Source organism: Chitinolyticbacter albus (assembly GCF_024437655.1).
Taxonomy (GTDB): domain Bacteria; phylum Pseudomonadota; class Gammaproteobacteria; order Burkholderiales; family Chitinibacteraceae; genus Chitinolyticbacter; species Chitinolyticbacter albus.
This window is the reverse complement of the sequence record NZ_JANBVF010000015.1, coordinates 1-13496: the sequence shown is the minus strand read 5'-3', so window position 1 is coordinate 13496 and position 13496 is coordinate 1. Positions and strand designations below refer to the sequence as shown.

General features: G+C 63.2%; 12 protein-coding genes. 2 read left to right on the top strand and 10 right to left on the bottom strand.

Annotated features, from left to right (window positions below):
- Window positions 1-4 precede the first annotated feature (4 nt).
- Both NLI84_RS10435 and NLI84_RS10430 read right to left on the bottom strand, forming a co-directional pair.
- The gene (locus NLI84_RS10435) at window positions 5-1927 is read right to left on the bottom strand and encodes an EAL domain-containing protein (protein ID WP_255990031.1); all 1923 of its coding nucleotides are present in this window, start codon (window positions 1925-1927) and stop codon (window positions 5-7) included.
- A gap of 9 nt (window positions 1928-1936) precedes the next feature.
- Entirely contained in the window at window positions 1937-2512 is a 576-nt protein-coding gene (locus NLI84_RS10430) for a transglutaminase-like cysteine peptidase (RefSeq protein ID WP_255990030.1), read from the bottom strand.
- A gap of 278 nt (window positions 2513-2790) precedes the next feature.
- On the opposite strand from NLI84_RS10430, the gene NLI84_RS10425 reads away from it, so the two are divergent.
- Window positions 2791-4566 (top strand): TolC family outer membrane protein, encoded by a 1776-nt coding sequence (locus NLI84_RS10425; RefSeq protein WP_255990029.1) that lies wholly within the window; start codon window positions 2791-2793, stop codon window positions 4564-4566.
- A 68-nt stretch (window positions 4567-4634) separates the two neighbouring features.
- On the opposite strand, the gene NLI84_RS10420 is transcribed toward NLI84_RS10425, so the two are convergent.
- The 5 genes from NLI84_RS10420 to NLI84_RS10400 form a co-directional block, all read right to left on the bottom strand.
- A complete protein-coding gene (locus NLI84_RS10420) occupies window positions 4635-5189 on the bottom strand; it encodes an NUDIX domain-containing protein (protein ID WP_255990028.1) in 555 nt (184 codons plus the stop codon).
- A 154-nt stretch (window positions 5190-5343) separates the two neighbouring features.
- Window positions 5344-7314 (bottom strand): acetate--CoA ligase, encoded by a 1971-nt coding sequence (gene acs / locus NLI84_RS10415; protein ID WP_255990027.1) that lies wholly within the window; start codon window positions 7312-7314, stop codon window positions 5344-5346.
- A gap of 176 nt (window positions 7315-7490) precedes the next feature.
- Window positions 7491-9137 (bottom strand): MFS transporter, encoded by a 1647-nt coding sequence (locus NLI84_RS10410; RefSeq protein ID WP_255990026.1) that lies wholly within the window; start codon window positions 9135-9137, stop codon window positions 7491-7493.
- Window positions 9138-9404: 267 nt separating this feature from the next.
- Window positions 9405-11096, bottom strand: a complete 1692-nt coding sequence (locus NLI84_RS10405) for a cation acetate symporter (protein ID WP_255990025.1) — start codon at window positions 11094-11096, stop codon at window positions 9405-9407.
- Window positions 11093-11404 (bottom strand): DUF485 domain-containing protein, encoded by a 312-nt coding sequence (locus NLI84_RS10400; RefSeq protein ID WP_255990024.1) that lies wholly within the window; start codon window positions 11402-11404, stop codon window positions 11093-11095. Before NLI84_RS10400 ends, NLI84_RS10405 begins: the two co-directional genes overlap by 4 nt.
- Window positions 11405-11623: 219 nt before the next feature.
- Between NLI84_RS10400 and NLI84_RS10395 the strand changes: the two genes are divergently transcribed.
- Window positions 11624-12511, top strand: coding sequence for a LysR family transcriptional regulator (locus NLI84_RS10395; protein WP_255990023.1), 888 nt, complete (start codon window positions 11624-11626; stop codon window positions 12509-12511).
- An 83-nt stretch (window positions 12512-12594) separates the two neighbouring features.
- On the opposite strand, the gene rpmG is transcribed toward NLI84_RS10395, so the two are convergent.
- The 3 genes from rpmG to NLI84_RS10380 all read right to left on the bottom strand — a co-directional run.
- A complete protein-coding gene (gene rpmG, locus NLI84_RS10390; RefSeq protein ID WP_013441158.1) occupies window positions 12595-12750 on the bottom strand; it encodes a 50S ribosomal protein L33 in 156 nt (51 codons plus the stop codon).
- Between the two features lie 14 nt (window positions 12751-12764).
- Entirely contained in the window at window positions 12765-12998 is a 234-nt protein-coding gene (rpmB, locus tag NLI84_RS10385; protein ID WP_255990022.1) for a 50S ribosomal protein L28, read from the bottom strand.
- An 89-nt stretch (window positions 12999-13087) separates the two neighbouring features.
- Window positions 13088-13496 (bottom strand): DNA translocase FtsK (locus tag NLI84_RS10380; RefSeq protein ID WP_284699898.1); only part of this gene is annotated, 409 nt, incomplete at its 5' end.

Genomic DNA, 13496 nt, shown 5'->3' with positions numbered 1-13496 from the left:
GCGATCAACGCGGTTCGCGACGGGAGGTGACCGGCCCGGTCATGCCCTGCACGCCCAGTTTGGCGAGCATGTCCCATTCGGCGTCGGTCTGTACCCCCTCGGCGATGCTCATCAGGCCATTGCCCTGTGCAACGCCGACGATGGCCTTGATCAATTGCTGGTTGCCGGTATGCATCTCGATGCCCTGGACGAAGCTGCTGTCGAGCTTGAGGTAATCGAGCTGCAACTCGTAGAGCTGAGGAATGCTGCCGAAATGGCGGCCGAAATGTTCGATCCCGACCTTGCAGCCCAAGGGCCGCACCCGCCGGGCGAATTCGGCCAGCGCCATCATCTCGTCGCGAAAGCCGAATTCGTTCACTTCCAGCCACAGGCGACTCGTCTGTGCCTTGTGGCCGCGCAGCAGCGCCAGCAGTTTGTCGACGAACTGGGCATCGGCAATCGAAACGGCGGACAGGTTCACCGCGACATCGTCCTGACTGCGTTCCAGCTCCGCACACGCCAGGCGTACCGTTTCCAGATCCAGCACGCTGGTCAAGCCCAGCCGGCTGGCCATGGGCATGAAGGTTCCCGCGGTCAGCAGCTGGCCATCGGCCTGTTGCAGCCGCAACATCATCTCGCGATGCCACAGGGTGCCGTCCTGCCGCAGCACGGGGTAAGCGGCGAGGCGGAATGCGCCTTTATCGAGCGCGCGGCGGATTTCCGCCTGCCACTCCTGGCCGGAGCGTACCGGCGGGGTCGCGTCGCGTTGTGCAAGCTGGATGCCGTTGCGGCTGCCTTCGGCCTGGGCCAGCGCTTCATCGCAACGGGCAAGCACGGTGCCGATGGCTTCGCTCGCGCGGTAGGGGGCGATGCCGATGGCTGCAAGATCAGGCTGGTCGGCCAGTTCCGCGCGGCGCAACTCGGCGAGCCCGGCCTGCATGCGCTGTGCCAGGTCTTCGGCGAGCTCGGCCTGCTCGCCCGGCAGCAGGACCGCGAAATCGGCGCCATTGAGCCGTGCCAGCAAAGCATCGGGCTGCGCGCTCAGCGCCACGCCCAGCTTGCCGGCCACCGATTGCAGGAACTGGTCGGCACGCTCGCGGCCGAGCCGGCGGTTGAGGCCGATCAGATCGTGCAGCCGCAGCAACAGCAGCGCGCCGTCGGGCGCGGACTCCTCGTCGCCCAGCGCCTGGGCGAGGCGTCCCATGAAGAAGTTGCGGTTGGGCAGCTGGGTGAGCGCATCGCGATTCGCTTCGCTGCGCAGTGCATCGATGCGCGCCGCCTGCTCGGCGAACATGGTCTTGACCCGCTCGACCATGGTGTTCATCGCCTGCACCACGGCGCGCAGCTCGGTCACCCGCGGCACCGGGATGGTGACGAAACGGCGCTCGCTGATTGCCTCGGCCTGGCCCACCATCTGCACGATGGGGCGTTTCACCCACAGAAACAGCCGGTGCATCACCAGCCCGGACAACAGGCCGGCGCCGCCAATCAACAACAGCAGCTTGAAGGCACCGTCCCACAGCGCCTGCTGGGCAAAGCGCGAGTGCGCGATCACGGTGACCCGCCCGGCCTGCTGCCAGCCATCACTCACCTCGGCCTGCCCGGTCGCGACCTCGATGGGGAACAGCTCGATGAACCATTGCGGCACCTGGCCTGCCTCGCCCGAATTGGCGCGCTCGGAGATCACCTCGCCGTCGACGTTGCTGTAGCGCACCAGCGCGAAGTGGCCGCTATCGAACAGTGCGGACACCATCAGCTCGATGGTGGCTGCATCCTTGGGCTGCTGGGTCATCGATAGCGCGAGACTCGCCGCGCTATCGGTGCTTTGCGCGTAAAGCTGCTGTTCCAGGTAGTTGCGCGCCGTGTAGAGATTGACGACGGCACTGCCGAGGAAGGCGACCACGGTGGCGGTGATGACCAGCAGCCAGAGTTGCCGGAGCAAAGACATATGCAATCCTCAAGGGTCGTAGCCTTGCGCCTGCATGCGCAAGATCAGGTTGGTCCACCGCGATAGTCGCTCGACCGGCGCCGGAGCGGCGCCGCCGACGTAGACACCGTCGCGATTGAAACTGAAGACGGGTAGCAGATCGGGCCGGCGCGACGCTGGCCTGATTTCGCCGATCAGGTTGTCGAGTACCAGCGGCTCCGCCTGTGGCGTGGCATAGTAGGTCAGCACCATGTGGGCTTGCGTGATCTTGCTCTGCGCGCCGCCGATGCGCGCCTTGACGTAGGTGAGCCGCAGGCGGGCCGGATCGACGCCGCTCTCGACCAGCGTGAAGTACTTGGCGATGGTGAAATCTTCGCAGTCCCCGCTGGCCTTGGCGAATGTTTCCAGTGGCGTAGCCCAGTAATCGGCTTCACCCCAGAGCGTAATGTCGTCTAGAAAAGCGATACGGCGATTGAAAAGCTCGTTGACGCGTTGCAGTCGGATCTCGTCGCCGCTGGCATTGCGTAGTTCCGCGACCAGGCGCCGCCATTCGGCGAACAAGGGCAAGGGCTTGTTGCCCGTCTGTTCGTTGAGGAAGGCCTGCATGCGCGAAACATTGACCGCAGCAACGGCGAGCCCCAGCGAGAGCGTAATCGTAAGGATTATGCTGAATGTGTGGAAAGGAGCGTGGCGGTAAACAGGGCTGGTTTGCACCTGGGTAAGCTCTATGCTGACTCGCTATTCTTGATGGATGCCATATGACCGGCTGGTAAAGCCCCTGGTTTTCCCGATGGTGGGCCAGGTTTGGCAGAGCTTCTCTGGTAAGATTGCGCCTAAATAATTGTTTATATTGTCAGCATACATAAAATCGTTAAGGGGTACCGATGCTCCGCCCTCTCACCCTCGCCCTCTCGCTCACCGTCGTCGCGGCTGCCGCACCTGCTGCCAGCCTCAACGATGCGGTCGAGAAAACCATCCTGCGTAATCCGGATGTCAAGACGCGCTGGTACCAGTTCCGCGCCAGTACTGAGGCGCAACAGATCGCCAAGGCGGGGTATCTGCCTCGCGTCGATCTGCAGGCCGGTGCCGGCCGCGCTTGGCAACATGATGAGGGTAGCAGCAAGGATGGCTATTACAACCCGAGCGCCTCGCTGGAACTGCGTCAGATGCTGTTCGACGGGTTTGCCACGCGCGATCAGGCCCGGCGTCTGGGCTACGACAAGCAGGTATCTTACTTCGAACTGCTGGCGGCCACCGATGATTACGCGGTCCAGGCCATTGCAGCGTACTACGACGTGCTGCGCTATCGCGAGCAGGTGGAACTGGCGCAACGCAATCTCAATACCCACCAGGACATCTACAAGCTGATCGAGGAGCGCACGACTGCCGGGGTGGGGCGCCGCGTCGATCTGGAGCAGGCGTCTGGCCGCCTGGCATTGGCCGAATCCAACCTGATGACCGAGCAGGCCAATCTCTACGACGTGTCGGCGCGGTATGCGCGACTGGTCGGCGAAGAAGCGGGCGAATTGACCCGTCCCGAGTCGCTGGAGGCCGCGTTGCCATCGCAGTCCGAACTGCTGGGGCTGGCCATCCGGCAGAACCCCGCCTTCAAGGCCTCGATTGCGGCTATCCGTTCGGCGCGCGCCGGCGTGGGCGTGAGCAAGTCCGGCTACTGGCCGACGCTGGAACTGCAGGCGAGCCAAGGTTACGAGCGCAACCAGGACGGCATCGACGGCGACTACCACGACAGTCGGGTAATGCTGATGCTCAACTACAACCTGTTCAACGGCGGCGCCGACCGCGCGCGCGAACGGCAATCGCTGGAGCAACTGAACGCGTCGTTCGAAGTGCGGGACAAGGCTTGCCGCGATATCCGCCAGAGCACGACCATCGCCTGGAACGACGTGCAGCGGCTCAATCGCCAGCTCACTTACCTGGCGCAGCACGAACTCTCCACGCGCAAGGCGCGCGATGCCTACCGCCAGCAGTTCGATATCGGCCAGCGCACACTGCTCGACGTGCTCGACACCGAAAACGAGTTGTTCGATGCCGCCCGTTCGCTCGCCAACGCCCATGTCGATCGCGAGGTCGCGGTGGCGCGCGTGCTGGCGCAGGCGCACCTGTTGCTGCCCACGCTGAAGCTGGCGCCGCTCGACGCCAACATCGATCCGAACGAGCTCTCCGGCAGCGAACTCAACGACGAGCAGATCGGTTGCAGCCTCAATCTGCCCGACAGCTCGGCGCAGTATGCGGCGCCGTTGCCGACGGCGCTCGCGCCGGAAGCGGTGAAGCCCGCACCCGCCGCAGCCAAACCGGTGTCGTCGCAACCGGTCCTGCAGGCGATCGAGGGCTGGTCACGCGCCTGGGCCAGCAAGGATGTCGCGGCCTACCTCGGTTATTACGGCGGCGAATTCAAGCCGGAGAACGGCCTGGATCGCGCGGCCTGGCAGGCGCAGCGCGAAGAGCGCCTGGGTCGGCCGGGCTCTATCTCGGTGAAGCTGGAAGGGGTGCAGGTGCTCAGGCAATCGACGCGTGCCGCCGAGGTGCAGTTCGCGCAGGTCTACACCGCCGATGGCTACAACGATCGGGTGCAAAAACAATTGCTGCTGTTGCTGGAAGGCGATCGCTGGAAGATCGTGCGCGAACGCGTGCTGCAATAGACGGGTAGGGCAAGTCGCAGAAGAAAAAAACGGGCGCCATGGGCGCCCGTTTTGCATCTGGTCTGGGTTCAACGCGGACCGGGCTGCTTGTGTTGCAGCCAGAACAGGCCGGCGATGGTCTTGGCGTCGGTATGGTGGCCGCTGAGAACGCCGTCGGCCAGCTCTTCCCGGCTCATCGCGACGGTCTCCACGAATTCGCCTTCATCGAGTTGGGCTACGCCGGCGGTGAGCCCGCGCGCAATAAAGAGATGAATCTCCTCGGTGGTGTAGCTGATGATGGGGTGCAGTACGCCCAGGTATTCCCATTCGCGCGCGGTGTAGCCGGTTTCCTCCAACAGCTCGCGCTGGCCGCAGGCCAGCGGAGTTTCATCCGGATCGAGCTTGCCGGCCGGAAATTCCACGAAGACGCGATCGAGCGGATAGCGGAATTGGCGCTCCATCAACAGTCGCCCGTCGTCGAGCACCGGGATCACCATCACCGCGCCAGGATGGACCACGTATTCACGCGTGGCCGAGCTGCCGTCGGGCAGGCGCACGGTATCGCGGTTGATATGCAGCAGGGCACCGTCGAAGACGCGCTCGCTCTCGACTCGGGTTTCGATCAGGTGCTGGTCATGGGCCATGGCGGGAACCGGTTGAGGGGATGGCCGATTGTCCATGGCGTGGTGGCCAGTGGGAAGGGGCGCGATTGGCGTGCGCGCAAAAAAAAGGCCCACCGTGAGGTGGGCCTAAGGTTACTGCCGTGACTGGTTGCTGAGAGCGCGGGCTACGCCCGGATCACAGTGCGCTATGGCGCAGTTGCTCCAGGATGGCCGGGTTTTCCAGCGTCGAGACGTCCTGGGTGATCTCCTCGCCCTTGGCGATCACGCGCAACAGGCGGCGCATGATCTTGCCCGAGCGGGTCTTGGGCAGGTTGTCGCCGAAGCGGATCTCGTCCGGCTGGGCGATCTTGCCGATCTCGTGGGCCACCCACTCGCGCAATTCCTTGGCGATCTTCTTGCCTTCCTCGCCTTCGGGGCGGGCACCCTTGAGCACGACGAAGGCAACGACCGCTTCGCCCTTGATCTCGTGTGGCTTGCCGACCACGGCGGCTTCGGCCACCAGCGGGTTGGCAACGAGCGCCGATTCGATTTCCATCGTGCCCAGGCGGTGACCGGAGACGTTCAGCACATCGTCGATGCGGCCCATGATCCAGATGTAGCCGTTCTCGTCGAAGTGGGCCGAATCGCCGGCGAGGTAGAGCTTGCCGTTGAAGTCGTCCGGGAAATAGGTCTTCTTGAAGCGCTCGGCATCGTTCCAGATGGTGCGCACCATGGAAGGCCACGGCTTCTTCACCACGAGGAAACCGCCCTTGCCCGGCTCGACCGGGGCACCGGCCTCGTCGACGATGTCGGCGATGATGCCCGGCAGCGGCAGCGTGCACGAACCCGGCTTGGTCGCCACGGCGCCCGGCAGCGGCGCGATCATGTGTGCGCCGGTTTCGGTCTGCCACCAAGTATCGACGATGGGGCAGCGGCCGCCGCCGACAGTCTCGTGGTACCACATCCAGGCTTCGGGGTTGATCGGCTCGCCGACGGTACCCAACAGGCGCAGGCTGGAGAGGTCATGCTTCTTCGGCAGATCGCCGCCGAGCTTGATCAGCGAGCGGATGGCGGTCGGCGCGGTGTAGAAGGTGGTGACGCTGTGCTTTTCGATCATCGACCAGAAGCGGCCGGCGTCCGGGTAGGTCGGCACGCCTTCGAACACGACTTGCGTCGCGCCAATGGCGAGCGGGCCGTAGGTGACATAGCTGTGGCCGGTGACCCAGCCCACATCGGCCGTGCACCAGTAGACATCCGACTCCTTGTAGTCGAATACCCACTTCATGCTGACGAGCGCGCCCAGCAGATAGCCGCCGGTGCTGTGCTGGATGCCCTTGGGCTTGCCGGTCGAACCGGAGGTATAGAGGATGAATAGCGGATGCTCGGCGTCGACCCATTCCGGCTCGCACTCGTCCGCCTGACCCTTGACCAGGTTGTGCCACCAGATGTTGCGCTCTTCGGCCCAATGCTCCGGCTTGGCGCTGGTGCGCTGGAACACGACGACCTTCTGTACCGATTCGCAACCCCCGAGGCCCAGCGCCTCGTCGGTGGTTGCCTTCAACGGCACGGCCTTGCCGCCACGCACCGATTCGTTGGCGGTGATGACCACCTTGGCTTCGGCATCGGCGATGCGATCACGCAGCGCGCCGGCCGAGAAGCCGCCGAACACCACCGAGTGGATGGCGCCGATGCGGGCGCTGGCCTGCATGGCCACCACGGCTTCGATGCCATGCGGCATGTAGATGACCACGCGGTCGCCCTTGGTGACGCCCAGGCTCTTGAGGCCATTGGCGAACTGGCAGACGCGATGATGCAGGTCGCGATAGGTGACCTTGGTGACCGAGCCATCATCCGCTTCGAAAATGATGGCGACCTTGTTGGCGCGCGCTTCGAGGTGACGGTCGATACTGTTGTACGACACGTTGAGGATGCCATCCTCGAACCACTTGAAGTAGGGCGCGTTGTCCTGATTCAGGACCTTGGAGAACGGCTTCTTCCAGGTGATCAGCTCACGGGCCTGATCGGCCCAGAAGCCTTCGTAATCGGTGCTGGCCTTGTCGCACAGGGCGTTGTAGCCCTCCATGCCGGAAACATTGGCCTTGACGCGGAAATCGTCGCTCGGCGGGAAAAGCCGGGTTTCCTTGAGGACGGAATCGATGCTGCTCATTGCTGCTCCTTCTTGCCACAAGTGTCAGTAACGCGATACTGGGCGCTAATGTAAAACCCTTAGCGATGCGAATCCAATCGTGTTTTCTGATCCGACGTATCAGTTCTATTGATGTGCGGTGCACTTTTTTGGTGCAAAAACAGGGCGCCGCAGCGCCCTGTACAAAGTTGCATGACTCAATCGTTGGCGTAGATATCGCGATCCTTGGTCTCAGGCACGCAAAAGAGGCCGATCACGAAGGTCGCCAGCGCCACCACGATGGGGTACCACAGCCCGTAGTAGATGTCGCCGGTGGCCGCGACCATGGCGAAGGCCACCGTCGGCAGGAATCCGCCGAACCAGCCGTTGCCGATGTGATAGGGCAGCGACATCGACGAGTAGCGGATGCGGGTGGGGAAGAGCTCGACCAGCCAAGCCGCGATCGGACCGTACACCATGGTCACGAACAGCACGAGGATGGTCAGCAGTACGATCACCATCGGCGTGTTCATCTGCGCCGGATCGGCCTTGGCCGGGTAGCCGGCGCTGCTCAGCGCGGCGCCGAGCGCGCCGTTGAACTCGCCAGCCTTGGCGGTGAACTCCTCCTTGGTGAGCGATTCGCCCTCGAAACTCTCGATCCGCGTGCTGCCAACGGTGACCGATGCCACCGTGCCAGCCGGCGCTGCCGCGTTGGTGTACGGAATGCCCTTCTTCGCCAGTGCCGACTTGATAAGGTCGCACGATTGCTTGAAGGAAGCCTTGCCGATCGGATCGAACTGGAAGGCGCAGCGTGTCGGGTCGGCGGTGACGACCACGGGCGAGGCCGCGACGGCCTGCTCCAGAGCCGGATTGGCGAAGTGGGTGAGGCCTTTGAAAATGGGGAAGTAGGCGATTGCGGCGATCAGGCAGCCCGCGAGGACGATGCGCTTGCGGCCGATCCGGTCCGACAGCGAGCCGAAGATGATGAAGAACGGCGTGGCAATCGCCAGCGACACGGCAATCAGGATGTCGGCGCGGTTGGCTTCCACCCCCAGCGTCTTGGTCAGGAAGAAGAGGGCATAGAACTGCCCGGTGTACCAGACCACGGCCTGGCCGGCCGTACCGCCGAACAGCGACAGCAGCACCACCTTGAGGTTGGGCCAGCGCAGGAAGGCTTCGGTCAGCGGTGCCTTGGAGTGACGGCCTTCCTCCTTCATCTTCTTGAACACCGGCGATTCATTCAGCTGCAGCCGGATATAGACCGACACGATCAAGAGCAGGATGGAAACGAGGAAAGGCACGCGCCAGCCCCAGGCTTCGAAATCCTCCTGGCCGAAGCTGTTGCGACAGACCCAGATCACCAGCAGCGACAGGAACAGGCCCAGTGTCGCCGTGGTCTGGATAAAGCTGGTGAACAGCCCGCGCTTGCCGTGCGGTGCATGTTCGGCCACATAGGTGGCCGCGCCGCCGTATTCGCCGCCGAGCGCCAGGCCCTGCAGCAGCCGCAGCACGATCAGGATGACGGGCGCGGCAACGCCTATGGTCGCGTAACCGGGCAGGATACCGACGATGGCGGTGGACGTGCCCATGATCAGGATGGTGATCAGAAAGGTGTACTTGCGACCGATCATGTCGCCCAGGCGGCCGAACACGATGGCGCCGAACGGCCGCACCGCGAAGCCCGCCGCAAAGGCAAGCAGCGCAAAAATAAACGCCGTCGTCTCGTTGACGCCGGCGAAGAAGTGTTTGGCGATGATGACGGCGAGCGAGCCGTACAGATAGAAGTCATACCATTCGAACACGGTGCCCAGCGAGGACGCGAAGATGACGCGCTTCTCGTCCTTGGTGATGGGTTGCTTTTCCATTGGCATCTCCAGTGCTCCCGCTGTTGCGGGTGTGGTGTTATGAGATTCCGTCACCGCGGCGGATGACTGTGACTGACTCTATGAAGCAAGTCCTATTCATTCCAATCGCATTTTCTGATGCACCAAATCAGCTTTCATGATGGTGCGGTGCGTCAGCATTGGGCATCAGAGCGCCGACGTTTGCCCCATCACGTGCCGATGGCTATGTGATACGCGCCCCAGGACGCGACCGAGGCCGCGCCCTGGGGCGTACGCGTTGCAAGGTACTCAGTGTTGGGCTGCACCTTCCGCGCCGATGCCGGTCATCGCGCGGATGAACTGTGGCAGGAACAGCGCTTTTTCCCGGGCGCCCCGTGCGCTCGTATCGAGCACGGAAACGATCCAGATGCTGATGAAGGCGAGCGGCATCGAGAAGATGGCCGGGTTCTCGTAGGGGAAAATCGCCGCGGCGTGCCCCAGTGTCTTCACCCACACCGCGGGCCCGAGCACGATCATCACCACGGCGCTGATAAGGCCAACCAGGCCGCCGATGACGGCGCCACGCGTGGTCAACCCTTTCCAGAACATCGAAAGGAACAGCACCGGGAAGTTGGCCGAAGCGGCGATGGCGAACGCGAGGCCGACCATAAAGGCCACGTTCTGGTTCTCGAACACGATGCCGAGCACGATGGCGACGATGCCGAGCACCACGGTGGCGATCTTGGAGACGCGGATTTCGCGCGCTTCGTCGGCATGGCCGCGGGCGAACACATTGGCGTAAAGGTCGTGCGACACCGCCGAGGCGCCCGACAGCGCCAGACCCGACACCACCGCGAGGATGGTGGCGAAGGCCACGGCCGAGATGAAGCCGAGGAAGTAGTCGCCACCGACGGCGCCCGCCAAGTGCACCGCCGCCATGTTGGCGCCGCCAATCAACTGCTGTACCGGGTTGCCGTCCTTCATGATGGTCTCGGTGAACTCGGGCTTGCCCAGCACCAGCATGATGGCGCCAAAACCGATGATGAAGGTCAGGATGTAGAAGTAGCCGATGAAGCCGGTGGCAACGAACACGCTCTTGCGCGCTTCCTTGGCGTTCTTCACCGTGAAGAAACGCATCAGGATGTGCGGCAGGCCGGCGGTACCGAACATCAGGCCCACGCCCAGCGAGATGGCGTCGACCGGATTGGAGACAAGGCCGCCCGGGCTCATGATGGCCAGCGCCTTGGGGTGGCCCGCCACGGCGGTCTGGAACATGGCTTCGAAGCTGAAGCCGCTCGCCGCCAGCACCATCACCGCCATGAAGGTGGCGCCGGCCAGCAGCATGATGGCCTTGATGATCTGTACCCAGGTCGTGGCCAGCATGCCGCCGAAGGTCACGTACAGCACCATCAGCACGCCGACCATGATCACCGCCGAGCTGTAGCTCATGCCGAACAGCAGCTGGATCAGCTTGCCGGCGCCGACCATCTGCGCGATCAGGTAGAGCGCCACTACCACCAGCGTGCCGACGGCGGCAAAGGTGCGCACCGGCGTCTGCGCCAGGCGATACGAGGCGACGTCGGCGAAGGTGAACTTGCCAAGGTTGCGCAGCCGCTCGGCCACGAGGAAGGTGATGATGGGCCAGCCGACCAGGAAGCCGATCGAGTAGATCAACCCGTCAAAGCCGCTCGTCATCACCAGCGCCGAGATGCCGAGGAAGGAAGCCGCCGACATGTAGTCCCCGGCGATGGCAAGGCCATTCTGGAAGCCGCTGATGCCGCCGCCTGCAGCGTAGAAGTCCTTGGTCGAGCGGGTGCGCCGGGAGGCCCACCAGGTGATGCCGAGCGTGAACGCCACGAAGATGAAGAACATCACGATGGCGTGCCAGTTAAGGCTGCGCTGCTGCACCGCACCGCTGATGGCATCGGCGGCAAGGGTGGGCAGCGTTGTGCAAAGCAGTGCCGCCGCTGCGGCACCGCGCGAACGCAGGGGGCTGATCATGAGTGCACCTCTTTCACCAGTTCGGCGTTGAGCTGGTCGAACTCGGTGTTGGCGCGGCGCACATAAATGCCGGTGATGACGAAGGCCGACACAATGATGACGACGCCAGCCGGAATGCCGATGGTCGTGACGCTGCCGGCAAAGAGCGGCGTGCCGAGCGTGGTGGGCGAAAAGGCGATGACGAGGATGAAGCCGTAGTAGATGGCCAGCATCACGATGGACAACAGCCAGCCCAGGCTGGTTTTCTTGCGCACGAGCTCGGTGAACTTGGGGTTGTCCTGGATTCGTCGAATCAGGGTTTCGTCCATGCTTGTCTCCAGTTGAGGCACGGTCGGGACCGCGCCAGTCGGGACAATCTAGAATTCCGGTCAAGATGCTTGCCAATCGCAATTTCTGATATTGCTGATCAGCAATCCTGATGGTGCGCCGCAAAATTCTTGTCAGCCCGCCGTCCGCTTGGCTTGGCGCGCCAGCGCGTCGCTGCCCCCAAATGAGACAGCCTGCGCCAAACTGGGGATAATCCTTATATGGAAATCTACCAACTCCGCACTTTTGTCGCGGTGGCTCAGCAGGGACACCTGACCCAGGCCGCCGAGTTGCTGCATCTGTCTCAGCCCGCCGTTACCGCCCAGATCAAGGCGCTGGAGGAAGAGCTCGGCATCGCGCTGTTCGAGCGCTACCCAGGCGGGGTGCAGCTCACCGAAGCGGGTAAATTATTGCTGCCCGACGCCGAGCGCATCCTGGCGTTGTCGCGGGACATGCTGCACCGTTCACGGGCGATGGCGGGCGAACCCAAGGGCAAGTTGCGCATCGGCACCATAGGCGTGCCGGCGCGGCTCAAGCTCGGCCCCCTCTTGGCGGTGCTGCGAGATCGCTACCCCTTGATCACGGTGCAGACCCAGCACGCGATCTCGGGTGTGGTGCTGAATGACGTGCGCAAGAAGGTGCTCGATGGCGGCTTCTACTTGGGGCGCAATCCGTACCAGAACGTGAACACGCTGGCACTCTCCGAATTGCGTTTTTGCGTGGCCATGCCCGCCGCCTGGGCCGATCAGTATGGCGATGCGGATTGGCGGACGCTGGGACAGGCGCCGTGGCTGGGGCTGTCGCAATTCACCAGTTTGTCGTCCATCACGCAGGAATTGTGGCGCGAGCGCAATATCGCCCCCAAGAAGGTGGGGGAGTTCGACGAGGAAGCGACGCTGGTCGAGATGTTGAAGTCCGGTGTCGGTATCTCCATCCTGGCCGAGCGCACGGCGCAGCGGTTTGCCGCCGACGGCTCGATCGCCTTATGGCGCGGTGGCGAGATCGTGATCTCGGCCCCGTTGCAGTTCATCTACTCGGCCGAGCGCGAGATGGATCCGCTGATCGGCATGCTGCGCGAAGCATTGCGCGAGGTGTGGTCGCTGGGCTGATACGGCTGGGCTCGTTTCTCCAGCACAACAAAAACCCTGCCTAGGCAGGGTTTTTGTTCAAATCCCAGCAGCCAGGGAGCGGCTTACTTGAGCTTGGTTTCTTTGTACATCACATGCTTGCGAGCGACGGGATCGAACTTCTTGATCTCCATCTTCTCAGGCATGGTGCGCTTGTTCTTGGTCGTGGTGTAGAAGTGACCAGTACCGGCGGACGATTCGAGCTTGATCTTTTCACGCATGATCGGTCAACTCCTTACAGTTCGCCACGGGCGCGCAGATCGGCCAGGACGACATCGATGCCGTTCTTGTCGATGGTGCGCAGGGCAGCGTTGGAAACGCGCAGGCGTACCCAACGGTTTTCGCTCTCAACCCAGAAACGGCGCGATTGCAGATTCGGGAGGAAGCGACGCTTGGTCTTGTTGTTGGCGTGGGAAACATTGTTCCCGGTTACCGGACGCTTGCCGGTAACGATGCAGACTCGTGCCATGATTGAAGTTCCCTGACTTCCGGAAAAACCGAGTTTATAGCACGGATGGGCAGGCCGGTTCAAGTCGAGTTTCCCAGCTGTTGCATCCGCTACTCGGACGGCGGGACCAGCACCGTGCGGTTGCCATTGGTTTCCATCGGGCTGACGAGCCCCGCGTTTTCCATCTGCTCGATCAGCCGCGCGGCGCGGTTGTAGCCGATGCGCAGCTGGCGCTGTACTGACGAGATTGACGCCTTGCGGCTCTTGATGACGAAGGCCACGGCCTCGTCGTAGAGCGCGTCCGCTTCCGGATCGTCGCTGCCACCGCCTTCCCACGGGGCACCACCTCCGCCGGCGGCCTCAGCCTCGAAGCCGCCATTGAGTATGCCCTCAATATAATTGGGCTCGCCCAGACTCTTGAGGTACTCGGCGACCTTGTGCACTTCCTCGTCGGCCACAAACGCCCCGTGCACCCGCTGCGGGTAACCGGTTCCCGGCGGCAGGTACAGCATGTCGCCC